At 31.0% G+C, this 25555-nt stretch carries 30 protein-coding genes and 1 tRNA gene; 16 read left to right on the top strand and 15 right to left on the bottom strand.

From position 1 onward, the window contains the following. Nucleotides 1–164 precede the first annotated feature (164 nt). Nucleotides 165–533, top strand: coding sequence for a DUF3155 domain-containing protein (locus ACTF45_RS02735; protein ID WP_011819620.1), 369 nt, complete (start codon nt 165–167; stop codon nt 531–533). Here ACTF45_RS02735 and ACTF45_RS02730 read toward each other — a convergent pair. Further along, nucleotides 530–1147, bottom strand: coding sequence for an alpha/beta hydrolase (locus ACTF45_RS02730; protein WP_438949312.1), 618 nt, complete (start codon nt 1145–1147; stop codon nt 530–532). The genes ACTF45_RS02735 and ACTF45_RS02730 overlap by 4 nt on opposite strands. A 33-nt stretch (nt 1148–1180) precedes the next feature. On the opposite strand from ACTF45_RS02730, the gene purH reads away from it, so the two are divergent. Continuing rightward, nucleotides 1181–2734 carry a bifunctional phosphoribosylaminoimidazolecarboxamide formyltransferase/IMP cyclohydrolase gene (purH, locus tag ACTF45_RS02725; RefSeq protein WP_438949311.1) on the top strand — a complete coding sequence of 518 codons (1554 nt, stop codon included), beginning with the start codon at nt 1181–1183 and terminating at the stop codon, nt 2732–2734. Between the two features lies 1 nt (nt 2735). Here the strand turns inward: purH and ACTF45_RS02720 are convergent, their stop codons facing one another. The 4 genes from ACTF45_RS02720 to sfsA form a co-directional block, all read right to left on the bottom strand. After that, nucleotides 2736–3296, bottom strand: a complete 561-nt coding sequence (locus tag ACTF45_RS02720) for a DoxX family protein (protein ID WP_288346513.1) — start codon at nt 3294–3296, stop codon at nt 2736–2738. A 95-nt stretch (nt 3297–3391) separates the two neighbouring features. Beyond that, entirely contained in the window at nt 3392–4588 is a 1197-nt protein-coding gene (locus ACTF45_RS02715) for a 4-hydroxy-3-methylbut-2-enyl diphosphate reductase (RefSeq protein WP_288346514.1), read from the bottom strand. 90 nt (nt 4589–4678) lie between these two features. Further along, nucleotides 4679–6139 carry an ammonium transporter gene (locus tag ACTF45_RS02710; protein WP_011131900.1) on the bottom strand — a complete coding sequence of 487 codons (1461 nt, stop codon included), beginning with the start codon at nt 6137–6139 and terminating at the stop codon, nt 4679–4681. Nucleotides 6140–6314: 175 nt separating this feature from the next. Beyond that, entirely contained in the window at nt 6315–7061 is a 747-nt protein-coding gene (sfsA, locus tag ACTF45_RS02705; RefSeq protein WP_288346515.1) for a DNA/RNA nuclease SfsA, read from the bottom strand. Between the two features lie 73 nt (nt 7062–7134). Here sfsA and murJ point away from each other — a divergent pair, with 73 nt between their 5' ends. Beyond that, nucleotides 7135–8715 carry a murein biosynthesis integral membrane protein MurJ gene (gene murJ / locus ACTF45_RS02700; RefSeq protein WP_288346516.1) on the top strand — a complete coding sequence of 527 codons (1581 nt, stop codon included), beginning with the start codon at nt 7135–7137 and terminating at the stop codon, nt 8713–8715. A gap of 7 nt (nt 8716–8722) precedes the next feature. Here the strand turns inward: murJ and ACTF45_RS02695 are convergent, their stop codons facing one another. Then, entirely contained in the window at nt 8723–9004 is a 282-nt protein-coding gene (locus tag ACTF45_RS02695) for a DUF3181 family protein (RefSeq protein ID WP_288346517.1), read from the bottom strand. A gap of 9 nt (nt 9005–9013) precedes the next feature. Next, nucleotides 9014–9265 carry a hypothetical protein gene (locus ACTF45_RS02690; protein WP_438949310.1) on the bottom strand — a complete coding sequence of 84 codons (252 nt, stop codon included), beginning with the start codon at nt 9263–9265 and terminating at the stop codon, nt 9014–9016. An 88-nt stretch (nt 9266–9353) separates the two neighbouring features. Here ACTF45_RS02690 and ACTF45_RS02685 point away from each other — a divergent pair. The 5 genes from ACTF45_RS02685 (at nt 9354) to leuD (ending at nt 14086) form a co-directional block, all read left to right on the top strand. Further along, a tRNA-Arg gene (locus tag ACTF45_RS02685) sits at nt 9354–9427 on the top strand. 78 nt (nt 9428–9505) lie between these two features. Beyond that, a complete protein-coding gene (gene glyA / locus ACTF45_RS02680) occupies nt 9506–10777 on the top strand; it encodes a serine hydroxymethyltransferase (protein ID WP_288346518.1) in 1272 nt (423 codons plus the stop codon). Further along, a complete protein-coding gene (locus ACTF45_RS02675; protein WP_438949309.1) occupies nt 10746–12047 on the top strand; it encodes a competence/damage-inducible protein A in 1302 nt (433 codons plus the stop codon). Before glyA ends, ACTF45_RS02675 begins: the two co-directional genes overlap by 32 nt. Before the next feature lie 12 nt (nt 12048–12059). Continuing rightward, nucleotides 12060–13469: a 3-isopropylmalate dehydratase large subunit gene (gene leuC / locus ACTF45_RS02670; RefSeq protein WP_438949308.1), complete on the top strand. Its 1410-nt coding sequence runs from the start codon at nt 12060–12062 to the stop codon at nt 13467–13469. Next, on the top strand, nt 13466–14086 hold the full coding sequence (leuD, locus tag ACTF45_RS02665) for a 3-isopropylmalate dehydratase small subunit (RefSeq protein ID WP_438949307.1): 621 nt from the start codon (nt 13466–13468) through the stop codon (nt 14084–14086). Before leuC ends, leuD begins: the two co-directional genes overlap by 4 nt. A gap of 3 nt (nt 14087–14089) precedes the next feature. Here the strand turns inward: leuD and ACTF45_RS02660 are convergent, their stop codons facing one another. From ACTF45_RS02660 to psbN, 3 genes are all read right to left on the bottom strand, one after another. Continuing rightward, nucleotides 14090–16114 (bottom strand): DUF3769 domain-containing protein, encoded by a 2025-nt coding sequence (locus ACTF45_RS02660; RefSeq protein WP_438949306.1) that lies wholly within the window; start codon nt 16112–16114, stop codon nt 14090–14092. Between the two features lie 26 nt (nt 16115–16140). Next, complete coding sequence (locus tag ACTF45_RS02655; protein ID WP_002805124.1) at nt 16141–16269, bottom strand: photosystem II reaction center protein I; 129 nt, start codon at nt 16267–16269, stop codon at nt 16141–16143. 128 nt (nt 16270–16397) lie between these two features. Continuing rightward, nucleotides 16398–16550, bottom strand: a complete 153-nt coding sequence (gene psbN, locus ACTF45_RS02650) for a photosystem II reaction center protein PsbN (protein ID WP_011131890.1) — start codon at nt 16548–16550, stop codon at nt 16398–16400. A gap of 79 nt (nt 16551–16629) precedes the next feature. Between psbN and psbH the strand changes: the two genes are divergently transcribed. The 3 genes from psbH to ACTF45_RS02635 all read left to right on the top strand — a co-directional run bounded on the left by psbH (nt 16630) and on the right by ACTF45_RS02635 (nt 17897). After that, nucleotides 16630–16830, top strand: coding sequence for a photosystem II reaction center phosphoprotein PsbH (psbH, locus tag ACTF45_RS02645; protein ID WP_011131889.1), 201 nt, complete (start codon nt 16630–16632; stop codon nt 16828–16830). A gap of 197 nt (nt 16831–17027) precedes the next feature. Continuing rightward, on the top strand, nt 17028–17639 hold the full coding sequence (gene pth / locus ACTF45_RS02640) for an aminoacyl-tRNA hydrolase (RefSeq protein ID WP_438949305.1): 612 nt from the start codon (nt 17028–17030) through the stop codon (nt 17637–17639). Beyond that, entirely contained in the window at nt 17640–17897 is a 258-nt protein-coding gene (locus ACTF45_RS02635; protein ID WP_288346524.1) for a DUF3146 family protein, read from the top strand. Here ACTF45_RS02635 and ACTF45_RS02630 read toward each other — a convergent pair. The 3 genes from ACTF45_RS02630 to ntcA all read right to left on the bottom strand — a co-directional run bounded on the left by ACTF45_RS02630 (nt 17878) and on the right by ntcA (nt 20083). Further along, nucleotides 17878–18315, bottom strand: a complete 438-nt coding sequence (locus tag ACTF45_RS02630) for a hypothetical protein (RefSeq protein ID WP_438949304.1) — start codon at nt 18313–18315, stop codon at nt 17878–17880. The two genes, ACTF45_RS02635 and ACTF45_RS02630, sit on opposite strands and share 20 nt — an antisense overlap. Nucleotides 18316–18321: 6 nt before the next feature. After that, the gene (locus ACTF45_RS02625; protein ID WP_438949303.1) at nt 18322–19287 is read right to left on the bottom strand and encodes a DUF3084 domain-containing protein; all 966 of its coding nucleotides are present in this window, start codon (nt 19285–19287) and stop codon (nt 18322–18324) included. Nucleotides 19288–19348: 61 nt separating this feature from the next. Continuing rightward, a complete protein-coding gene (gene ntcA / locus ACTF45_RS02620) occupies nt 19349–20083 on the bottom strand; it encodes a global nitrogen regulator NtcA (protein WP_011131884.1) in 735 nt (244 codons plus the stop codon). 202 nt (nt 20084–20285) lie between these two features. Between ntcA and ACTF45_RS02615 the strand changes: the two genes are divergently transcribed. From ACTF45_RS02615 to thyX, 3 genes are read left to right on the top strand one after another with little or no spacing between them, the layout of a single operon-like run. Beyond that, nucleotides 20286–20861 carry a cob(I)yrinic acid a,c-diamide adenosyltransferase gene (locus ACTF45_RS02615; protein WP_288346527.1) on the top strand — a complete coding sequence of 192 codons (576 nt, stop codon included), beginning with the start codon at nt 20286–20288 and terminating at the stop codon, nt 20859–20861. A gap of 5 nt (nt 20862–20866) precedes the next feature. After that, entirely contained in the window at nt 20867–21460 is a 594-nt protein-coding gene (dcd, locus tag ACTF45_RS02610; RefSeq protein WP_288346528.1) for a dCTP deaminase, read from the top strand. 1 nt (nt 21461) lies between these two features. Continuing rightward, nucleotides 21462–22100, top strand: coding sequence for an FAD-dependent thymidylate synthase (thyX, locus tag ACTF45_RS02605; RefSeq protein ID WP_438949302.1), 639 nt, complete (start codon nt 21462–21464; stop codon nt 22098–22100). A gap of 2 nt (nt 22101–22102) precedes the next feature. On the opposite strand, the gene ACTF45_RS02600 is transcribed toward thyX, so the two are convergent. After that, on the bottom strand, nt 22103–22648 hold the full coding sequence (locus ACTF45_RS02600) for a thioredoxin domain-containing protein (protein ID WP_288346530.1): 546 nt from the start codon (nt 22646–22648) through the stop codon (nt 22103–22105). Nucleotides 22649–22777: 129 nt separating this feature from the next. Between ACTF45_RS02600 and ACTF45_RS02595 the strand changes: the two genes are divergently transcribed. Beyond that, complete coding sequence (locus tag ACTF45_RS02595; RefSeq protein ID WP_438949301.1) at nt 22778–24136, top strand: phosphoglucosamine mutase; 1359 nt, start codon at nt 22778–22780, stop codon at nt 24134–24136. A gap of 1 nt (nt 24137) precedes the next feature. On the opposite strand, the gene trmB is transcribed toward ACTF45_RS02595, so the two are convergent. Then, on the bottom strand, nt 24138–24767 hold the full coding sequence (gene trmB / locus ACTF45_RS02590) for a tRNA (guanosine(46)-N7)-methyltransferase TrmB (protein WP_438949300.1): 630 nt from the start codon (nt 24765–24767) through the stop codon (nt 24138–24140). Between the two features lie 125 nt (nt 24768–24892). Between trmB and ACTF45_RS02585 the strand changes: the two genes are divergently transcribed. Next, nucleotides 24893–25516 carry a DUF3177 family protein gene (locus tag ACTF45_RS02585; RefSeq protein WP_438949299.1) on the top strand — a complete coding sequence of 208 codons (624 nt, stop codon included), beginning with the start codon at nt 24893–24895 and terminating at the stop codon, nt 25514–25516. Nucleotides 25517–25555 lie beyond the last annotated feature (39 nt).

The following is a 25555-nucleotide window of genomic DNA, read 5'->3' as shown; positions in this document are numbered from 1 at the left end:
GTCTGACTTTAGCCAGCCTTAAATATGAACATTTAATCATATTTTAAGCTACATCAGGGGTTGATGGGTCCTCTATGTAATTTAAGTGAATTCAAAATCACAGATATAAGATTAGTAAAAATAAATAAGACTAATCTCATTAATAATTCTAGGAGTACCAATCAATGTCAAAAAAGAGAAAAAGAATCAGCAGAAGAAGGTTGGCTGGCCAAAGAGTAATGGCACATGTACCTATTTATCATATCGAAACTGGCAAACATAAACCAGTTACAGCTGCAAGAAGATTTATAGCTGAAAATGCTTTGTCTGCCCCTTCAGTTTTCAATGTTCGAAGAAATGAACATACCACTGATAGGTTTTTTTGGGGTGAAAAAGGTTTATTTAGCGCCCAATATGCTGAAGAAAATCATTTTCTATTTCCATCACTAAAAGTCGTAGTTGAGGGAATTGGTGAAGAAAAAATATTTGAAGGTCTAGAACTTACTGCAGATGATTGGGAAGAGATTGAAGAATACGAATATGCTTTCGTTTAAAAAAAATTATTTATATTTGAACTTATAAAATCAATTAAATTTGGATCAATTTGATGGGATCCATTAAATTCTATTAATTCACAAAATTTAGAAGAATTACTTTTTACCGTTTCATGAATAATTCTTGAAGCATCTATAGGCACCACGTCATCAAATAAACCATGACTAATAACTAATGGTGGGCATTTTTCTCCTGGAGCCCAGTTTGGGTGGGGATAACCACTACAAGCAACTATTAATCCTAATTTTAATTTAAATCCTGCATCAATTGCCATAGCTGCCCCCTGAGAAAAACCCAACAAAATTGTATTTCCTATTGAAATCTGATCAGTATCAAATTTTTTTAATGTAGCTAAAAGTTTATTTACTTCAACCTCAGCCCCCTCCCAATCATGAGGGTACAATTGATACCACTGTCTTCCCTGACCACTTGGATGTAATCCAGAAGCCCTCAAAGAAATTACTTCAAAATCAAGATTTATTTTTTCTATAATCTCCTTTCCAAGCGTTAGAAGGTCATCTGCATCGGCTCCCCAGCCATGTAGCAAAATTATTCTATGAGTTGCGGTTTGAGAACTAATCCCGACAAATTCATGATCAATATCATATTTCATGTTTATATTCTTAAGTAAGCAAACTTTTCAATAATGTCACCATTAGCTCTTGTAAGTGTCTCGGATAAAAAAAATATAATCCCATTTTGTAAAGAATTGGTAGAAAAATTTAATTATAAAATTCTATCAAGTGGAGGCACTGCCAAACATCTAATGGAGGCAAAAATTCCAGTTATTAAAGTCGCAGATTTTACTAATTCTCCAGAAATACTTGGAGGAAGAGTTAAAACTTTACATCCGAAAATTCACGGAGGAATATTAGCTAAAAGAACAGATGAGGAACATAAAAAAGATATAGAAGCTTACGATCTTGAACTAATTGAATTAGTAGTTGTCAATTTATATCCTTTTAAGAAAACTGTTGAGAAGGGATCCAAATGGGAAGATGCTATTGAAAATATTGATATCGGAGGACCATCAATGATTCGTTCTGCGGCTAAAAATCATAAAGACGTTTCCGTTTTAGTCGATCCTAGTCAATATCAAGAATTTCTTGAAGAGAGTAAAAAAGGGGAGTTAAAAGCAACATATAAAGCAAAATTAGCACTTGAAGCTTTTCAACATACAGCTGACTATGACACTGCGATATCTAATTGGATAAGAAAAGAAAGAGGTTTACAATCTTCCAAATATATTGAATCTTATCCACTAATCAAAACCTTAAGATATGGGGAGAATCCTCATCAAAAAGCTTTTTGGTATGGTTTGAATAATAGTGGATGGAACTCAGCAGAGCAGTTACAAGGGAAAGAGTTAAGTTATAACAATCTATTGGATCTTGAGTCGGCACTTTCAACAATTTTAGAATTTGGCTATGAAGGAAAAGATGAACCTATAACAGACACATTTGGAACTGTCATTTTAAAACATAATAATCCTTGTGGTGCTTCTATTAGTAATACAGCCTCTCAAGCATTTTTGAATGCTTTGAAATGTGACTCAGTTAGTGCATTTGGAGGAATAGTTGCTTTTAATTCAAATGTAGATAGTGAAACCGCAATTAAACTCAAAGATGTTTTCTTAGAATGCGTCGTAGCTCCATCTTTTGATGCAGAGGCTTTAGAAATTTTAAAAATCAAAAAGAATTTAAGAATTTTAAAATTTTCAAAAGATCAAATCCCAAAAAAGAACCAAACTTCTACTAAATCAATAATGGGAGGATTACTCGTTCAAGATACTGATAATAATGAAGAAAAAAGTGAAAGTTGGATTCCAGTTACTAAAAAAATTCCAAGTACTCAAGATTATTTAGATTTGAGTTTTGCCTGGAAAATTTGCAAACACGTTAAATCAAATGCCATTGTGATTGCAAAAGATCAACAAACTCTTGGCATAGGAGCTGGACAAATGAACAGGGTTGGGGCTTCAAAAATAGCTTTGCAAGCTGCTAAAGAGAATGGTAAAGGAGGCGTTTTAGCAAGCGATGGTTTCTTCCCATTTGCAGATACAGTAGAGCTTGCTAATGAATATGGAATAAGTTCAATTATTCAACCAGGGGGAAGTATAAGGGATGAAGAAAGTATTGAAATGTGCAATCTAAAAGGTATTTCTATGGTATTTACAAAGAAGAGGCATTTTCTGCACTAAATCAATTTGATTTTGGATAATAAGTGATTTTATTTGTCTTACGAAGAAGTGCTAATCTTCCTGGTCCTGCACATAAGAAATAAAGAGAGATAGCTCCGTATATGAATGAAAGTTCAAAAGCATAATTATGACCTTCAACTACTGCTAATGGAAACCCCTCTAAACCTGTATCTAAAAGGTGAAAATAAACAGCAAATGCCATCGTAGAGAAAAGTCCAAGAGAGCTAAGTCTTGCAAAAATTCCTAATGCTAATCCTAATGGGCAAACTAATTGAGTAATAGCGGCTCCATACGTCCAGAGGACAGGATCTCCTGGTAAGAATGGGAAATATTTACCTACAACAAATTCTCCAAAGCCTTGAGGATCTTGAAGCTTTTCCAAGCCATGATGAATCATCAAAACACTAAAACCAATCCTTAAAATAAATATTGATAATTCACCTAATATATTGACCTCTGAATTCGTAGAGGGATTAGCTACAACAACTTCCACCTTTTGAGGAGCCTTTGAAGCATTCATTTTAGCTGTTTGATCTCGATTAGATTGTGTTGTGTCTTCCATACTTCCAAATTATTTTTGGTTATTCTAGGTAATAACGAGGATCTTTTGGTGATATGTATTTAATAAAGTTAAAAATTATGCAGAAAAATTAATATTTACTTAGTAATAGCAATTAACTTTTCAATAACATCAGCGACTATCTTATCTGGAGTAGAAGCTCCAGAAGTAATACCTACTTTAATTTCTCCCTCAGGAATAAAATTCTTTTTCAAAACCATTTCAGATTTAAGTGGTTTATGGAGAATAGAATTTTCCTTAACTGAAATCCTTTCAGGTGTATCAATATGAAAAGAAGAAATATTTTTATTTATAGCTATCTCTTGCAAGTGAGTTGTATTTGAAGAATTATATCCACCAATTACCACAAGGATATCTAAATCTTCATCAACTAATGAAAACATCGCATCTTGTCTTTCTTCTGTAGCATCACAAATAGTATTGAAAGCTAAAAAGTGACTATTTAATTTTTCTGGACCAAATTTATGCAGCATTGTTTTTTCAAAAACTTTTCCTATCTCCTCTGTTTCGCTTTTTAACATCGTTGTTTGATTAGCAACTCCAACTCTATCTAAATCATTATCTGGATCAAATCCATGGGAAAAAGCCTGAGCAAATTTATTAAGAAAATGATTTTTATTCCCTCTACCAAGAATATATTCTGAGACATAATTTGCCTCCTCAAGATTAAGTACTACAAGATATTTATCCGCAAATGAACTAGTAGCAAGAGTTTCTTCATGCTTAAATTTACCGTGAATAATAGATGTAAAAGTATGTTTTTTATGTTTTTCTACCGTATGCCACACCTTTGAAACCCAAGGGCACGTTGTATCAATAATATGACAACCTTTTTCATGAAGAAGTTTCATTTCTTGAACAGTAGCACCAAAAGCTGGCAAGATAACCACATCTCCATCTGAAACCAAAGAAAAATCCTTAATACCATTTTTTGCTGAAATGAATTTAACATTCATTTTTCTTAAATGATCATTAACTGAGGGATTATGAATTATTTCGTTTGTTATCCAAATATTCTCATTAGGATAATGTCTTCTAGTTTCATAGGCCATTGCAACAGCTCTTTCAACTCCCCAACAAAAACCAAATGCCTGAGCTAATTTTATCTTTAATCTCCCTTTTTTATATGTAAAACTATTATTTCTAATTGAGTTGATTAAATCACTTTGGTAAGCTTCTTCTAAAGCTTGGGCTCTTTTAGTGGGAGAGTCAAAACCTCTTCGGTTATATCTGTCCGAATGATGAAGAGATCTTCTAAAAGCTTGAGTGTCCATATTTTTGATATTACAACATTTTTAATAATTTATTGCAAAAAAAAAGAAACCTGACATAAGTCAGATTTCTTTAATTTACTTAAATTTAGTTTATTTAGCAGATGCAAAGTCTGGATATGATTCCATACCATGCTCTGAAATATCTAAACCTTGAGTCTCTTCTTCTTCAGATACACGAATTCCTCCGAATAATCCTCCGATGATAGACCAAGCGATCCAGCAAGTAACTAGTGTCCAGATAGCATAAGCTGCTGCACCAAGAGCTTGAACAAGAAGTAGATTAATACCACCACCATTGAACAAACCCATACCTGCTCCATCTCCTTGAACTGCAGTTCCCCAAAGACCAATAACGAGGGTACCCCATACACCACAAACTCCGTGAACAGAGAATGCACCAACAGGATCGTCAATTTCAGCTGCATCAAGTGCTGCAACGGAGAATACAACGATAATACCGCCAACTAGTCCAGCGAACCAAGCTCCCGCAAGAGTCATGTCACCACAACCTGCAGTAATACTTACCAAACCAGCAAGAATACCGTTAATGATCATAGTAAGATCTGGCTTTCCGGAAGTTAAAGTAGAAACAATAGTTGCTCCAATAGCCCCAGCTGCAGCTGCAAGAGTAGTAGTTACAGCGACATATGGAACCCATTGATCCATAGCAAGTTGAGAACCAGGATTAAATCCGTACCAACCTATCCATAGAATTAAAGCACCTAAAGTAGCAATAGCCATATTGTGACCAGGCATAGCCTGTGGCTTTCCATCGGAGTATTTACCGATTCTTGGTCCTAGGAGCATAGCCCCCACTAAACCTGCCCATGCTCCAACTGAGTGAACAATTGAAGAACCTGCAAAGTCAACGAAACCAAGAGAATCAAGCCAACCACCATTCCACTTCCAGCTACCAGCAATTGGATAAATAAATGCTGTTAATACAATCGCAAAAACAACAAATTCACCAAATTTAACTCTTTCAGCAACAAGACCAGAAACGATAGTTGCTGCAGTACCTGCAAAAGCAGACTGGAATAAGAAATCAACTGTTGGAACTAATCCAGCATCAGTAACCATATCGGCTGTTACTGTGGGATCAAAAAATAAGCCTCCAAAATATAGCCATCCGTCAGCAACACTTCCTCCGTACATTAATGAGTAGCCAATAAACCAATAAGAGGTTACAGCTAAAGCAAATACGAAAAGGTTTTTAGCAAGAATGTTGACGGCGTTTTTAGACCGACACATACCCGCTTCAACCATAGCGAAACCGGCGTTCATGAAGATCACTAAAATTGTAGCGATCAAAAGCCATAAATTGTTAGCTAGAAAAGCTGCATTCAACTCAGGTAAATCAGCTGCGTGAGCTGAAAGATTAAAGATACCTAAACCAAACAAAGCTAGAGGGACAGTTGCAAGCCACAACATTGAGCGATTTGAACTGAACCCACGAATACTCCTCAAAAGGAGCATAGGTCCATTAACAAGACTTGCATCTTGAAGCTTGGACCTAGAGCGCCTTTGAGGCGTTTGCAAAGCAGTGGTCATAAATAAAAAATTAGTCTGCAAAAAAACAGGAGGTCCTGTTTCCTTTCATATATAATTTTGCTCAGAAAACTTATGTATGTCTAGTAGTCGTTTATACCAATTTAATTGTTGCATCCCAAAAAATCTTTGTTAAATTTAGGTATTTTTTCTAAATCAACTTAAAAATCCCAAAAAATTAATTTAATTTTAAGGGTTTAAATCCTTTCCAAGCTACATGATCTGAATGAAACTCAAAACAGCATGGCATCAGTAACATACCTGCACTAATTGATTCTCGAAAAAGCAATCCATACAATGGATCTGATTCATCTCCAGGGGCAAAATAATCTATATCATTTCTTGTAATGCAAGGAACTAAAACACTTTTACTTTCAGGAATTAAGCCTTTTAATTCTATTAAATGTTTTTGTCCTCTTTTCGTCTCCGTATCAGGGAAAAGAGCTACATTATTTTTTGTCCAAGTAGTATTTTTAACCTCAACATAAATGTTACGATTATCAGGATTTGAAGATTTTGGAGTTAAAAGAAAATCAATTCTACTTTTTTTATCTTTGCCATAAGGTACTTCAGACTTGATTTTAGCTATCTCCCCGAGTTTATCTTTGAATAGGTTTTGTTCAAGAACTTTTCTAATCAATTTATTTGCAAATAATGTATTTATCCCAACCCAAACCTCTTTGTTATCACTTCCTGTTACTTTTACTTGTTCCCAAGTCCAAGGTAGCTTTCTTGTAGTTGATGAAGAAAAGCTAATTCTTACTTTAGCTCCTTCGTTTAAAAGACCCTTCATCGGGCCTGTATTAGCACAATGGGCAGTAACTATTTCTCCATTTGCAATCTGAATATCAGCGAGAAATCTTTTATATCTTTTAATTAAAATACCTTCAATTAATGGTTCAAATTCAATTATTCGATCATTCATAAAGTGTGAACTAGATTAGAAACAAAATATAATGGAATCTAAATCTTCTTGAAAAGATTTAACTCAATATCAAATGCATTCATATTTTAAAAATAATGTGGCTTCAATTTCGTTTGCCACATCTCTAAGTAAAGTTGCGGGTTTTATAAGACAAATATTTATCGCTGCAGCCTTTGGAATTGGAATAACATACGACGCCTATAACTACGCCTACATAATTCCAGGTTTTTTACTCATTATTATTGGTGGAATTAATGGCCCATTACATAATGCAGTTGTAGCAGTACTAACTCCACTTAAGAGTAGAGAGGGGGGCCTCGTATTAACAAAAGTAATTATTAAACTAAGTTTGTTATTTTTTATTCTAGGAGTAGTTGTATATTTTAATTCAGGTTTTCTAATAAACTTTATAGCCCCAAATTTAAGTGATGAAGCTAAATCTATCGCAACTTATCAATTAAAAATCTTAACTCCTTGTATTCCTCTTTCTGCTTTTATAGGGTTGAGTTTTGGAGCTTTAAATTCAAGAAATAAATTTTTCATATCTAGCATAAGTCCAGCTTTAACAAGTCTGACAACAATTTTATTTATTTCAGCCAGTTGGATCTTTAGTCATCAAAATACAAATTCTAATTATTTGTTTTATTCAGGATTACTAGCCAAAGCGACCTTAACAGGTACTTGTATACAATTTGCTGTTCAGTGCTGGGAAATCAATAAGATCGGCTTATTTAGATTTAATTCGGCTTGGCATTTATTTAAAAATGAAGAAAAAAGAATCTTCAAATTAATCGCTCCTGCAACAATTTCATCAGGTTTAGGGCAAATTAATGTTTTTGTTGATATGTTTTTTGCTTCAAGCTTTCAAGGTGCCGCATCGGGATTAGCCTACGGCAATTTTCTTATACAAGCTCCACTTGGAGTTTTATCAAACGCTTTGATTTTGCCACTACTTCCAAAGTTTTCTGAATTCAATAGTAAGCAAGATAATAGAAACTTAGAAAAAAGTTTAATCTCAGGAATAGAATATTGTTTTTTAACAACTATTTTTTTGACTGGTTTTTTTATCACATTTAATAATCAATTAGTGCAATTTATTTTTCAAAGAGGGGCTTTTAATTCCGAAGCCGTATTTTTAGTAAAAAATATTTTAATTGCCTATGCTGTTGGAATTCCCTTTTATCTCTACAGAGATTTATTAGTTAGAGCTTATTATGCAATTGAGAACCCAAAGTTACCCTTTCAATTATCTTTCGCTGGAATAATACTAAATGTTTTTTTCGATTGGTTTCTAGTAGGAGCTCCAACTATTAATTATGGAAACTTATCTCCTTATAATTTTGGTGTTATAGGTATAATCCTTTCTTCAGGAATAGTTAACTTAATTATTTGTATTTTTCTTACTACAAACTTTAATACTTATGGAATAAAAATCCCTAAAATTATTTTATTAAAAAAATTTGTTCTTATTTCATTAGCCTGCTCTATCACAAGCACAATTTGTTATTCAGTTATCAAGGATATAAATGTATTAAATTCGAACGTTTGGGAGCTATTTATATTAGTTATGGGATTGTTGGCTTTTTTGATTATTTATTTTTCGATAACCAAGATATTCGGGGTTAATAAATTAAATCCACTAATCAAAATATGATTAAGAATCATAAATTATCAAGTATTTCCTCTAAATCACAAATTTGTGCTGCAGTTATCAACTTAGACAAAAGAATTGTTTGATTTCCATCTCCAATTTTTACCTTAATAGCTTCTAAGCCTAATTTTGCAGCCTGCTGACTACCTTTATCTAAATTACTAATACATTCCAAAGCAAGATTTCTAGCTAAACCAGCATCTCCAAGATACAGATTCCATTTTTCTATTTTTATAAAAATTTTTTCTGAAATAATATTTTCTAGATCACTGATTTGCATCTGAGAATTCATAATAAAAACTTAAGTTGATTGTTTTTTATAATCCTTAGGTTTTTTTATAAATACAAAAAGTAAATGCGATGAGAGAATGACTGCCCATACAATTGCAAAATTATTAAAAAAAGCTAAGTCATGTTTAATCTCTTTAAAAAGCCAAGTTCCACTTACGACTGCAGTGAATACCATACAATGAATTACAAAATTTACTATTCTGGAAAAATGTTTGTAAATAGGGTCTTCTGAATCACCATTGCCATACCATTTAATCGGCATAATTATGAATTTAGATTGTTAATATTGAATAGTTTAACTGAAATCTTGTTGACTAAGAGACCCAGGACCAGAGATATTACATAAATATGCGCCTGTAGCTCAGTGGATTAGAGCACCTGACTACGGATCAGGGTGTCGGGAGTTCGAATCTCTCCAGGCGCGTTAAAAATTATGAAATAATTTTTTTACATTTTCTTTCAAAATATCGTCTATATTTAATTTAAAGTTCCCTTTATTTTAATGAATATTCTTCAAAATCTTAAAGAAAGTGATCCAATCATATCCAACTTAATTAATTCCGAAAAAAATAGACAAGAAACGCATCTTGAATTGATCGCTAGTGAGAATTTTGCATCAATGGCTGTAATGCAGGCTCAGGGTTCGGTTTTAACAAATAAATACGCTGAAGGTCTTCCACAAAAAAGATATTACGGTGGTTGTGAATTTGTAGATGAGATAGAAGAACTAGCAATCGAAAGAGCAAAACAACTTTTTGATGCAGACTGGGCCAATGTTCAACCCCATAGTGGAGCACAAGCAAATGCAGCTGTTTTTCTAAGTTTACTTAAACCTGGTGACACTATATTAGGAATGGATCTATCGCATGGAGGACATTTAACCCACGGATCCCCAGTCAATATGAGCGGAAAGTGGTTCAATGCTGTTCACTATGGAGTTGATAAAGAAACTAATAAATTGAATTTTAAAGAAATTAGAGATATTGCATTAGCTACAAAACCAAAACTAATTATTTGTGGATATTCTGCTTATCCAAGAAAAATTGATTTCGAGTCGTTCAGAAGAATCGCTGATGAAGTTGGAGCTTTTTTAATGGCTGATATTGCTCATATTGCAGGACTTGTAGCAACCAAACTACACCCTAATCCAATTCCTTATTGTGATGTGGTAACTACGACAACACATAAGACATTGAGAGGTCCAAGAGGAGGATTAATTTTATGTAAAGATAAGGAATTTGGAAAGAAATTTGATAAATCTGTGTTCCCTGGAACTCAGGGTGGGCCTTTAGAACATATTATCGCAGCTAAAGCTGTTGCCTTTGGAGAAGCTTTACAGCCCAACTTTATTAATTACTCAAAACAGGTTATCAATAATGCAAAAGTTTTGTCTTCAACTTTAATTAAAAGAGGAATAGATATTGTTAGTGGAGGTACTGATAATCATATTGTATTGCTTGACTTAAGAAGTATTAATATGACTGGTAAAGTTGCTGACTTACTTGTAAGTGAAGTTAACATAACAGCAAATAAAAATACTGTCCCGTTTGATCCTGAATCACCTTTTGTAACAAGTGGGTTGAGATTGGGCACTGCAGCTCTAACTACTAGAGGTTTTAATGATGATGCTTTTGTTGAAGTTGGTGAAATTATTGCTGATAGATTACTCAATCCAGATGATTTATTAATAGAAAAAAAATGCAAGGAAAGGGTATTAACTTTATGTAATCGTTTTCCTCTTTATGAATTCAAACTTGAAGCATCAATCAAATGATCCTAACTGTAAAGGGGTTGAAATTCTTTCTATAGGAACTGAGTTACTTTTAGGAAATATAGTAAATACTAACGCTCAATGGATTTCTGAGGAGTTATCAACTTTAGGACTAAATCATTTTAGACAGTCAACTGTTGGAGATAATTCTGAAAGGATTACTAAACTAATTAAAGAAATATCTTCAAGAAGTAATTTATTAATTACTACAGGTGGTCTAGGACCTACTCCAGATGACTTAACTACTGAGGCAATAGCTAAATCTTTTAATGCAACTCTTTCTGAAAGAGAATATTTATGGGATCAAATAAAAAAAAAGCTTTCAATTTCAGGTTCAAATCTCAATAAGTCTAGTTTAAAAAAACAATGTTTTTTTCCAAAAGATGCTCAAATAATTAATAATACTAGAGGCACTGCTCCTGGCATGATATGGAAACCAATTGAGGGATTTACCATCCTAACTTTTCCAGGAGTGCCAATTGAAATGAAAGAAATGTGGAAAGAAACTGCAGTTAATTATATTAAAAATAATTTTTCAGATGGTTATATATTTTTTTCAAATACTCTTAAATTTTCTGGTATAGGAGAGTCTACTATTTCAGAAAAGATTGATAATCTTCTAAAACTAAAAAACCCTACTGTCGCGCCATACGCTAACTTAGGAGAAGTTAAGCTCAGACTAACAGCAAGAGCTAAAAATGAATCAGAAGCAAAAAATATAATTAACCCAATTAAAGAAAAATTGAAAAAAGAGTTTTCCGAATTTATTTTTGGTGAAAACGATGATAATTTATCAAGCGTATTAATAAAGGAATTAATTAAAAGAAAAGAATCTCTAGTTTTTGCAGAATCCTGTTCAGGAGGTCTTCTCTCCTCTTCAATCACATCAATACCAGGCTCATCACAAGTATTTAAAGGCAGTATTATTTCTTACAGTAATAACCTTAAAGAATCATTATTAAATGTTCCAGAAAATCTTATAAAAAAATTTGGTGCTGTTTCTGAAGAGGTTGCAGAAACTATGGCAATTAATGCAAAAGAAAAACTAAATTCAGATTGGTCTATCGCAATTAGTGGCATTGCCGGTCCAGGAGGAGGTAATAAAGAGAAGCCTGTTGGATTAGTTTATATCTCAATTGCAGGACCAAATGGTCACATGACCAATATTAAAAAAATATTTAGCTCAACAAGAAATAGAATTGAAATTCAAAGACTAAGTGTAAATGTGTGTTTAAACAGCCTTAGATTAATCTTATTATCTAGTAGTAAGTAACTTTTTTGCAAATTGAGTCAAGATACCTTATTTGATAAAGTGTGGGATTTACACAAAGTTGCAAATCTTCCTGGTGGCTCAGATCAAATCTTAATCGGTCTGCACCTTATTCATGAAGTTACTAGCCCGCAAGCATTCGGAGCTTTAAAAGATAAAAATTTAAAAGTAAAATTCCCCCAAAGAACTGTAGCTACAGTTGATCATATTGTGCCAACAGATAATCAAAGCAGGCCTTTCAAAGATAATCTGGCAGAACAAATGATCGACACTCTAGAAAAGAACTGTATCGAGCACAAAATTAAATTTTTTAATATTGGAAGTGGTAATCAAGGAATAGTGCATGTAGTAGCTCCTGAACTTGGTTTAACCCAACCAGGCATGACTATTGCTTGTGGAGATTCTCATACATCAACTCACGGAGCCTTTGGATCAATTGCTTTTGGTATTGGTACTAGCCAAGTAAGAGATGTACTTGCTAGTCAAACAATAGCTATGAATAAGCTCAAAGTCAGACAAATTTGGTGTGAAAATAAATTATCAAATGGAATTTATGCTAAAGATTTAGTACTACATATAATTAATCAACTCGGAGTAAAAGCAGGAGTAGGTTATGCCTATGAATTTGCAGGTCCTGCCATAAGTGCATTATCTATGGAAGAAAGGATGACTATATGCAATATGTCCATTGAAGGAGGAGCAAGATGCGGTTACATAAATCCTGATGAAAAAACCTATACTTATATGAAGGATAAATTATGCTCGCCTAAAAATGAAAATTGGAAAAAGGCTGTTAATTGGTGGAAATCATTAGAAAGTAGTGATAATTGTATTTATGATGATGTATTCAAGCTAGATGCCTCTAAAGTAGAACCAACTATTACCTGGGGTATTACGCCTGGACAAAGTATCGGCGTAAATCAAAAAATTCCTTCATTAAACGAGATAGATCCAAACGACCAATTTATTGCTGGAGAGGCATATGAATATATGGGTTTCAAACCTGGACAATCAATTAAGAATACCCCCATTGATGTTTGTTTTATTGGGAGTTGTACGAATGGAAGAATAAGTGACCTAAGAGTTGCCGCTCAAGTATTGGAACATCAAAAAGTAGCAAAAAACATAAAAGCTTTTGTAGTTCCAGGCTCAGAGAAGGTTGCAAAAGAAGCAAAAGAGGAAGGTCTTGATAAAATATTTATAAAAGCAGGTTTTCAGTGGAGAGAGCCTGGTTGTTCAATGTGTTTAGCAATGAATTCAGACAAACTCATTGGGAATCAAGTAAGTGCCAGTTCTAGCAATAGAAATTTCAAAGGGAGACAAGGCTCTCCAAATGGAAGAACGCTTCTAATGAGTCCAGCAATGGTTGCCGCTGCTTCAATTACAGGAAAAGTTAGTGACGTAAGAGATTTTATTAACAAATGAGTTTCAAATTCAAACCTCCAATAGGAAACTTTTCTCAAATAAATGGGAAATGTATATCATTAGTTGGAGATGATATTGATACCGACAGAATAATTCCTGCTCGATTTCTTAAATGTATTGATTTTGATTCCTTAGGTAAATCTGTTTTTGATGATGATCGCAAAACTCTTAAAGGGAATCACCCCTTTGATTTAGAGACTAATAAAGGAGCTACAATACTTATTGTTAATAGTAATTTTGGATGCGGTTCAAGCAGAGAGCATGCTCCTCAAGCATTGATGAGATGGGGAATAAAAGCCATAATTGGAGAAAGTTTTGCAGATATTTTTTATAGTAACTGTATTGCAATTGGAGTTCCATGCTTTACTCTTCCAAAGAAATCGATAAAAGAAATCCAAAAATATCTGGATATTAAGAATTTATTCTTAGAGATTGATCTTTTCAAATCCACTGCAAAAGGAGAAAAATTGAAATTTAATCTTGAAATAAAAGAAACTTCAAAAAAAATGTTTTTAACTGGAGAATGGGATGCCACTTCAAAACTACTTGAAAATAAGGATTTAATTGAAAACAAATTAAATGATTTACCTTATATAAATTTTAATTCTAGTTTCTAATAGCTATTCGAAGCCAAATAATGTAAAAGAAATACCTCCTGCTTCATCATGAGGTTGATAAAAAATTCCAAATTCATAAGATCTTTTTCTCCAATTTAATGAGATTTTAGAATTTATAAAATCACCATAATCTTTTGAATCACTATCCAAATTTAGGCTAGCATTACTTTTAAGAATAAGTGGTCCAAATAATTGTTGGTCAAAGGCAATATCTAAGGTAAATTTATCAGCAATTTGATCAAATTTAAATAAACTATCTCCACTTTTTATCTTATAAAAAGGTAATATACTTATTCTCGTATAGTCAAAATATTTTTTTTGTAAATCCCCTAAAATAAATTCAGGTCCAGCACCAAAACCCAAGTATTGTTGATTATTGCCATTTTTATAAAAAGCATAAAATAATTCTAAACTAGTATTAAGACTAAGCCCTTTGTTTATTGGCTCAGAAATATATTTAAACGAACTATCAATAAATTTGTTTGAAGCCTTATTAACATTTAGTGGTAATTTTTGATCTAATGAATAAAATAAACTACCTTTGATACTAGTAACCAGATTCTTACTATTTAAAGTTTCGCTTTTAAAATTACCCAACCCTAAAGATAAAGTTTCAGATTTAGTAATACCATTAACTTCCCAAGTATTTTGTTTTTCTAGTTTGGAACCATAGCCTGTATAAACTTCAGATTCACCTAACGATCCGTTCCAAACCCTATCTCTAAAAACTCCAAAAAAACTTTTATCCCATTTTGAGTTTAAAAAAGAAATTTCTTTACTTAAATTAGACTTAACTCGTAAAGAATTTGGAGATTCATCAGGATCAAAAGAATTTATTTGCTTATCTATTTCCAAATTCCAATTACTAATTTTTCCTTTAATTTGGGAATTAAAACCAAAATAGTCTTCCCAATATGCATCTCTCTTAACCTTATCAGCAGTTATTGAATCTCCCTTACTTACAAAACTTTTGGTATGCCCCTGAAGTGATCTTTGTATTAAGAATTGTGGTTCTAAATCAAGAACAAAATCATCAAATAAATTTATTGAATTTAATTTTCTACCAATGAAATAGCCATCTTTATCCACATTGTCATAACCCATATTCCATCTATTTTCAAAAGAAAAACTTTCTCCTGATTTCGTCAAAGTCCTTTCACCAAACCAGAAGGGAACTGAAATCTTATCATCCAAAATTAAATAATTTAAAGAAGACTTGAATCTTAATTGGTCTTTTCTAGAGATAACTTCAAGTGAATTGATCTCTATCTTAACTTGCTTTAATTCAATTAAATCATTAGTAAAAATAGCTTTTTCACTCTTCCATTTTTTTCCATCAATTTCTATTTTATCCGTTAAGAATATCCAATTTTTTAAAGCTCCAGGGGTATTTAAAACTTTTTCCTTAAATATCTCTTTTGAAATTTCAATATTTTTAATATCTGAAGTTTCAACATTAGAAAACAAATCATCAATAAGATTATCTGTTTTTATTAATCCTTTGACATCGAACAAATAACCTTTCTTACTATTGAAATCATATTGAAATCTATTCATCTTGAATAGTTGCTCACCAATACTCAAAGAAATATTTCCTCTAGCACTTACAGTCTTTTGCCTTTTATCATAAATTAGACTGTCTGCTTTAAGAATTTTACCTTGATAAAAAACAAGAACATTGCCCTTTGCCTTTAAAATATTATTTTCTTCAGATTGTATTTCAGATTGGATCTCTAACTCGTTTTTGTCATCAAAAGAGTTGGCTAAAAGTGTTTGCGACCCATCCTTATAAGGATGTAAGATCTCATTTTTAGAATTACTTTTATCGTTATTTTCAGATCTTGGAAGTGGTGTTTTACTGGAAACATTTATGTTTTTTGGAAAAACATTATTAATCCAATTGACGCTTTTTGATTGAGAAAAATTTTTTGAATCAATAGCAAAAAATTGTGTTGCTTTACTCGAAGGAGTTAAGTTTATTAATGCGGAAACAAAGAATATAGCTTTAATTAGTTTTCTAATCTTCAAAATGTTGAACAAATTAAAAGAGGAAATTAATCTTGAGGACTTTCTAAGTCTTTTCTATTAGGTGTTCTTGTAGGATCACTAGCTAAAAAACCAAATAGAAAGATTCCTACAAAGAAAAAAACGATTGTGTAAACTGAAATTTTTAAGGCGAGCATGGAATTGCAATTACTAACAGATTTATATCCTATTAAATTTATATTTAAATCATGTGAAAAGGTTTACTTTTTGTATTTTTGGTAAATTTTGAAATACTTTCTACATTTATAATCTTAGTTAAAAAACCCTAATCATCATGATCGTCCCAGGGATCAGTTAGTTTCGCCGCTTTTGGACCGAAAGCTGTCCATAGTCCAAAACCCGTTAAAGCTAATAGTACAGCCAGTATTGTAACTGCTACAGAAACTGCAGGATCTGGTGCGGATGATAAAGTTTGCATCAATTTTAGTAAATTTGTAAACAATTTATGTATTAACTCTTATACAATAACGAAATATATTTGATTTAGAGAAATTACTATGGGCCAAAAAACTGCATTAGGAACTCTTTTAAAAGCTATTGGAAATTCAGGTCAAGGAAAAGTTGTTCCTGGATGGGGAGCTGTTCCTATTATGACCGTAATAGGTTTACTTTTACTAGTTTTTCTTGTTATTCTCCTACAAATTTATAACCAATCTTTACTCCTTCAGGGATTCTCAGTCGATTGGAATGGCAATTAAAATTCTTAAATTACTTTAAATTATTTTTGTAGAGTAATTAAATTTATATTATGTAAATATTTTGTAAATAGGTAAAAATTTATAATTTCATTAAATAAGAAAATAAAATCTTTATTTTGTGTTCTCATTCACAATTGAAAACCCTTATTAAGTTTCTATTTTATAATTTATAAAAATTTACATATAAAATTGTAATTATGAATAGTAATGAGAAATTTATAATTGGTTTGGGGAATCCTGGTAAAGAATATATTAAAAATCGACATAATATTGGTTTTTTACTACTTGAAAATTTTTCGGAAAAATACGATTCTAAATTTACTTTGAAAAATAAGCTTAAAAGTTATTATTCAGAATTCAAAATAAATAAATTTACTTATAGATTATTTATGCCAAACACTTTTATGAATAACAGTGGAAATGCTGTAAGGGCGATAGTGGACTGGTACAAAATAGATTTGGATCGTCTTTTTATAATAGTTGATGATATTGATCTACCCCTAGGTAAAATTAGATTTAGGAAAAAAGGAAGTTCTGGAGGACATAATGGACTTAAAGATATCATTAATAAATTGCAGACTGAAAATTTTAATAGAATAAAAATAGGTATAGGATCCCCACCCGTTAATGAAAGAAAGAAAACCTTCAATACTATTTCCCATGTCTTAGGAAATATATCTTCAAAAGAAAGTTTTACTTTGGATAGAGTTTATAAAAAATTAATCGAATCACTCATAGAACTAAATGATAAAAATGAAGATTATATTATTAGTGAATTAAATTCCTTCCATAGAGAAGAAAACTTATAAATGAAAGAGAAGCCTGAGACAACTGCACATGTAAGTGTTAAAGAATATTGTTTCACCAAAAAAGAAGTAAAAGGAGTTGTGGAAGCAAGCGATTTCAAGTGGTCCTTCACATGGTCATTTGGAAAAGGAGTTTTGTTTGTAAACCCACCTTTAGGCAGAGCATTAATTGAAGATTCATTATTGAGATTTTTTTTAAAGAAAGATTATGAACTTGAAGCAGGAAATGAATATAAATTCATTATTTCAGCCAAGTTTTAGTCTTAAGTTTTTCACTTACATCAAATTTAATTTTGAAATAATCTTCCATAATAATTAAAGCAGCTAATGCATCTAAATTTTTATTCAAAATAAATATCTCTCTTGGTAAAAAACATTTTATGCCCATTAAGGGGAAAATTTCAAAATATCTTTCTTTAGCCCTATAAGTTGAATTTTTTTCTTCAGCAATAATCAAATTAGGATCAAACTGATTTAAATATTTTATGTAATTTTTACTACTTGTTCCATTACCAATTAACAACTGAACGTTTTTTCCGCTTTGATATTTTTTTTTAACATATTTAAAAAGTAGATGACTTTTAATAACTATTGCTTCATACACTTTTTTTTCTTTGATATCCGCTATTATCACTCCACATTTAGATATCCCTGGATCAATAGATATAACTCTAGACATCTAAGATTATGGATAATTTATATTTAGTTCAACAACCACTGGTTGAGCAGTCTTACTGTTAATCAAAGAGACTACTTCTAATTCAAAATTAGTTTTATCATTTTTATTTAAGAAGTCTTTTAATTCTTTTATAGAATCGCCTCGCAATTTAATTTCATTTATAAGTGAACCTCTTCTCTTGATTTCGGCCAAACTAGAAGATAGAAGAAAATTTACCTTATCACCAAAATCTTTTTTATTAAAATCTTCTTGTTTGAAGTCAATTCTTGTTATTTTTTCACCTTTTCTAACTATTATCTTATTTTCTGTTATTTCAGGAAAAGCATACACAAAATTTTCTCCTGTTAAAACATTCCTTACAGATTTTATATTAATTACCCAATTACCTCCATTTAAAATAGTATTTTGAATATCTTCTATATGATTTTTTCTCAATAACAATAAATTGGAAACTTCTTTATTTTTTGGTTTAACTATCTTATGAGTATATCTATTGGCATTAATAATAATATTTTCTATTTTAGATTTAATATCTTCTAGGTTAGAAGAACTTATCTCTGAAATAATTAAAGATTGCCCACTTCTTATTACAAATTTCCCGCTTCTTAATGCAATTATATTCCTTTCTAATTGCTTAAATTCAGTCTCTTTAGCTTTTATTTTATTTTCTAGTTTTTCTCTTTCTTTTTCTAAAGGTATCAAAACTTGTTTACTTTCTTGAAGTTTTTTCTGTAAATCTCCTAACCTAAATAGCCCTACTCTCCACTGTCTATTTACTAATATCATTAAGAACAAAGATGAAGCACTTATCAGGCTGCCTGTCAAAATTGTAATTAAAATTGCAGTTTTTTTTGGTCTTAACTTTAAAATGCTTAATCTAGCCTTACCTATCTTAGAACCTAATAAGTCACCTAACGTTGAGATTAAACCTCCAAGTAGTAATAAGAAAATAATGAAAAGCCAACCAGACACAATATATTTATATATTTAAATATTTCATACTCATCATAATAGAGAATTGATTGATTAAATATCAATTAAATCTTTTTGAAAGTGCTATTGGATCAAAAACTGTAATCTTCTTTCTTTCAATAGTTAGTAATCCTGAATCTTTCAAATCTCCTAATAATCTTGTAATGGTAACTCTTGTAGAACCTATTGCCTCTGCTATAGCTTGATGAGAAAGTCTCAAATCAATAGTAATACCCTTTTCACTTGCCACTCCAAAATCTCGACACAAAACCATCAAAAAACTTACTAGGCGAGATGACATGTCTCTATGTGTAAGAGTTTCTATCATTGTTTCTGTTTGTAGAATCCTGCTTGAAAGGCCTTGCAAGAGTAGTAGACCAACGGATGCATCTGCTTCAATTGCTCTCAAAACAGAATTTGCAGGAGCTGTAATCATTTCAACTCTTGTAAAAGCAATAGCATGATAAAAACGATCAGACCTATGTCCAGTTAGGAGAGATAAAACTCCAAAAAGGCTATTTTCCCTTAACAATGCAACAGTAATTTCTTCTCCTGATTCATAAACTCTTGATAACCTTACTGCTCCTCTTCTTATTAAATAAACTCTTTCAGCAGGATCTCCTGGGAAAAATATTGTTTTCGATCTCTCAACCATTTCTGTACTAGCTCCTTCAAGACCTTTTATGACTTCCATTAATGTTCTATTAATCGGAAAACGTTCACCAATAGTATTAATAGTATTTTGTCCGGAAGGTTGCGGAGTTAAGCGGCTGAATCCTCTAGAAGCAGGTGACATAAATATCTTTACTATTAAAAAACTTAAGAAGACAGCAAGAAATACCTTGTATCAACAGTAACACTTTTCAATTCTTATATTTTTTTTTAAATTATTATAAAAAAAATTCTTTATTCTAAGAAGCTACTTTAAGGAAAATTACACTATATGCAGTGTTATAAAATTCTAACTATACTTAATATAGAAAAGTAAATTCAAAATAATGGTAGCCAGTTCGTCAAATAGTTATCTAACAAGTAATCATGAAGTTGTAAACATAAATAAAAATAAAGAATTTAAATTAAGAAACATAAATCAAAATGGTCAAATTCAGATTTATCAATCTTCATATCGAGGCAGTTATTCATCCATTATCAGAGATTCACTAAGAAATGCAGCTTTAGGAAGAAAAGTACTTTTAGTTCAACTAATGAAGGGAGGCGTAAAACAAGGAATTTCCAATGCTCAAAAACTTTGCGGTAATCTTACCTGGATAAGATCTTCTAATTCTTATGATCAATATGAGCCAGAAAACATAAACAATAATATTTCTAAATCTATTAATAATTCAATAATAGAATTATGGAATTTTTGCAAAAAAGAATTACTTTATGGAGAATATGATCAAATTATTCTTGATGAAGTTTTTCTAGCTGTCGAGATGAATATTATCAGTAAAGATGATTTGATTTCAACACTTGAAAACCGATTTATATCAGGAGATGTAATCCTTACTGGTACATCCATTCCAAAAAATTTCTTGTTAATGGCTGACCAAATTACAGAACTTCGCTCATAGAAATTATGCTCAAAAATGATCTCTGGATAAACCAAAAAGCTTCTGAAGGCATGATAAATCCTTTTCAATCAAATTTAGTCAGACATCTAGATCCTAATAATAAAAAAAATGCAGTTTTAAGTTATGGATGTTCTTCATATGGCTATGATTTAAGACTTTCTTCTAAAGAGTTTTTAATATTTAAGCATGTCCCGGGAACTGTTATGAATCCAAAGAAATTTAATCCTGATAATTTAGAAAAAACCATTCTTCACGAAGATAAAGATGGTGAATTTTTTATTTTACCTGCTCATTCTTACGGCCTAGGAGTTGCTTTAGAGAAAATGAAAGTACCAGAAAATATTACCGTGATTTGTATCGGTAAAAGTACTTATGCTCGTCTCGGAATTATAGTAAATACAACTCCAGCCGAGGCCGGTTGGGAGGGGCATCTTACATTAGAGTTCAGCAACAGTTCCGGTGCAGATTGTAGGATTTATGCAAATGAAGGTATTTGTCAACTATTATTTTTTGAGGGTGATCCTTGCTCTACAACATATGAAGATAGAAAAGGTAAGTATCAAAATCAACCAGAACAGGTTACTTTAGCCAAAATTTAATATGAGTAAAGTTGAGCTAATTTCATTAACTCCAGAGGCAGAAAAAACAATGGCTTACATCGCCAGAGTCTCTAATCCTTCGAATCAGGCTAATGATAAATTCGCCGGATTATTAAGATATTGCATACAACATGAGCACTGGTCAGTTTTTGAACAATCATGCATGACATTGAAAATCGAAACTAATAGAGGTATAGCGGCTCAAATTCTTAGACATAGATCATTTACTTTTCAAGAATTCTCACAAAGATATGCTGACACTAGTTTACTAGGAAATGAAATTCCTATCCCAAACTTAAGAAGGCAAGATCAAAAGAATCGTCAAAATAGCATTGATGACATACCGGATGGACTTAAAATAAAATTTTCAGAAAAAATTTCAAAACACTTTCAAGAAGCAAATAAACTATACGAAGAGATGCTAGATGAAGGTATTGCAAAGGAATGCGCTAGATTTATTATGCCCTTAGCTACCCCAACAAGAATCTATATGACTGGTTCCTGCAGGTCTTGGATTCATTATATACAGCTAAGATCAAAAGAGGGAACACAAAAAGAACATATGGAAATAGCTGAAGACTGTAAGAAAGTATTTATCAAATATTTTCCATCTGTATCTGAAGCATTGAATTGGAAATAAATTTATCCATGACTTCTTGGAGAGGATTGATAATTTTTATTGGCTTTGATTATTGAGAATTCTGAATTTAGAATTTGTGAATCACCTCTAAATTTATCGTATAAGTTATCGAGAGATTCTTTTATAGTTTCTTCTTCCTGTTTTCCAATAAATGTGAGTTCTAAATTGGAATCATTATCAAAAATATTTATTTGTGGAATTCCATTAACATTGAAATTTCTTATGTATTTTTCCCATTTTGGATTATCTACATTTAAAAAAACAAAATTAATATCTTTTTCATATTTTTTTTTAATATCATCAACTTTTGGAGCCATTTCCTTACAAACTTCGCACCAATCTGCATAAAACTCAAGAAAAGTAGGTTTATTATTTGTAAAAGCTATTTCAGGATCAATAGATAATTGTCCAAATTTCTTAAGAAGAAAAGTGGGTTGAAATATAAAACTTTTCAATACAAGCACAGAGCAAATAATTAGAGCAAAAAATAATATCAATATCGATTTTTGGGCAGAATTTAAAAAAGATTCTTTATTGCCAGATTGCATTATCTAATCATCAACTTTTTATATTTTATATAGATAATATAATTTAAGAGAGTATATTCCTTTTTACTTTTAATCAACTGATAATATAAATAAACTTGGAAAAATACTTATACTTATAGAAATAATAATATGCAATCTATATTTGGAACTGATGGAATTAGGGGAATATTTGATAAAGAATTAACATATTCTCTAGCTTATAAGGTTGGATATGCTTTGGGAGTTTCAACGAAACCCAATAATCCAATACTACTTGGAAGAGATACAAGAGTAAGTGGATATATTCTTCTAGAAGCCATATCAAGAGGAATTAATGCGGCAGGAAAAGAATTTATATATTTAGGAATCTGTCCTACACCAGCTATCCCTTTCTTAATAAAAAAAGAAAAATTTAGTGGTGGGATTATGATATCGGCGAGCCATAATCCTCCTGAATATAATGGTATTAAAATTTTTGATAATAATGGTGAAAAAATTAAAAAGAAACTAGAAAATCAAATAGAACTGATTTTAGAGACAGCAAACAACCTTAAATTATCTACTTATAAAAAAACATCGATAAGGGAAAATAATAACCTTTTTAATATCTATACAGAAGGACTTATTAATACTATGGGGGATGAAAACTTAGATGGAATGAAAATAGTTTTAGACACATGTTACGGATCTGCAACTACCTGCGCAGCAAGTATTTTTAAGAAACTTGGAGCGAATGTCAAAGTCATTAATAATGAGCAAGATGGTTTAAAAATAAATTTAAATTGTGGTTCTACATGTCTGGATCCAATAATTAAAGCCATAAAAGAGAACAATGCTGATATGGGATTTAGCTTCGATGGAGATGCCGATAGAGTTATTGGGGTTGATTCAGAGGGGAATATAATAGATGGAGATCACATACTCTTTCTATGGGGAAGAGAACTTTTAGAAGAAAAATTGCTTACAAATAACACAATCATCTCAACAAAAATGGCCAATTTAGGTTTTGAAAATACTTGGAATAAAATTGGGGGGATTTTGCATAGAACTGAAGTTGGCGATAAATTTATATTTGAAGCAATAAAGAAAAAAAAGGCCTTATTAGGAGGGGAACAATCAGGTCATATACTTTCAAAAATTAATAACTTTTGTGGGGATGGAATATTAACAGCAATTCAAATCTCAAAATACTGCAAGAAAAAAAATATCAGTTTAAGGTCTTGGCTTAATAGTAGCTTCTCACCATATCCTCAAAAACTAACTAATATATTATTAAATTTTAAATTCAAAAATATTGATAAATCATATAAGGAATTGATTAATGAAACTATAGAAAGTTTTTCAAATATTAAAAAGGATAATTGTAGAGTTTACATACGTCCAAGTGGAACGGAACCTGTTTTACGTATATTAGTTGAAGCACGAAATCAAAAAGAAGTAGATTCATTATCAACAAAAATCACGACCGAACTTAGTACAAAAATCTATAAAATATCTAAAACTCTTTGAATCAAATTTTCTTATAAATACTTTCATAAATTTTAAGTTGATTTAATATTACATATTTTTCTCTATTAGTTTGAATTCTATTTGGATTAAAACTTTCACAAAAGTCAACATCTTGATATGGTACTTTTTTCAACTTTATATTTTCGGCTATTGTGAATTCCATGTGATCAAAAAGCTCTCTTACATCTGTTTTAATAAAGATTAAAGATCCTTTTTTCATTGAATTTGAGAGTAAATTTATAAATTTAGGTTGAATTACACGTCTTTTATGATGTTTCTTTTTAAACCATGGATCAGGAAAATTAAAAGAAATACTATTTATTAAATTAAAAATTGATATATTTTTTGATTGGTTAAAAATATTATTAGCATTACCAAATGAAAAATATAAATTTTTATTTTCTCTACTTTTCAGTTTTAAATTAGCATTTAAAACTAATTTTTCTCTAATTTCAATTCCTATATAATTCCAGTTTTTATTTTTAAGTGATAATTCGAATAAAAAATCACCTGAAGCGCAACCGATATCTAAATGGAGAGGCAATTTTGGGTTTTCAAAAACTTGATTCAACGGAGGTATTGGATCTATTTCAAAGAAATTTTTACTGAGTGGATTTACATGCTGTCTCATAAAAAATATTTAATTATTTCGTAGTAGAAACTAATATGGTGCATATTATTCATAACTATGACAATAATAAGTTAATAAGCAGGTGGGTAAGGTTTAATATTTAAGTGTGTTAAAAAGAAAAAGTTTTGAACAGTCTTAACCAGCTTTCCATTTGGCTATCTTTTCAACTTTCATTAGTCTTTATAGTTGGTCTTCCTTTAACTCTATTTTGTTGGTCTATAAAAAACAAAAGTAGAGCCATCTCAAAACTTTTATCAAATTATTGGAAAATATCAATTCTATTCTTCATAAGTCTTATCCTCCTAATTGGAGAGTACAACTTCGCTCTCTTAATAACAAATATTTCGACACTAATAATGACAGTCTCAATATGGTTTTGGAATGATATTAATGACGAGTTAAATGAATATAAAATATCTCATGCATTAACTACAACCACGAAAATTTGGCGATGGTCTATAACTTTTATATCTTTAATTTTTTTAATTCAAAGTTTAAATAATATTAATTGTATTTCTTTTATAAATTCTGCGGAATGTGAAATTTGGCTTAAACCTTCAACAAATTTTTACTTGATTTTAAAAAATTTATTTAATTTCTTATTTGGAGCTAGCTTTTCTCAACCAGTTGCAAAATTTTTAGGATTATTTGCCTTATTAATATATACATTAGGTTTATTACAATGGGCGATAATTAAATTCCCAAAAAGTGGCCGGAATTCTGGTTTTTCGAATTATGACAGGGATTGACTTTATCAAAAAATTAGAACATATAAGTTTTAATATTCC

This window comes from Prochlorococcus sp. (genome assembly GCF_965655815.1).
In the GTDB taxonomy this organism is placed as follows: domain Bacteria; phylum Cyanobacteriota; class Cyanobacteriia; order PCC-6307; family Cyanobiaceae; genus Prochlorococcus_A; species Prochlorococcus_A pastoris.
The sequence above is the reverse complement of the archived record's forward strand: the minus strand, read 5'-3'. Positions and strand labels throughout refer to the sequence as shown.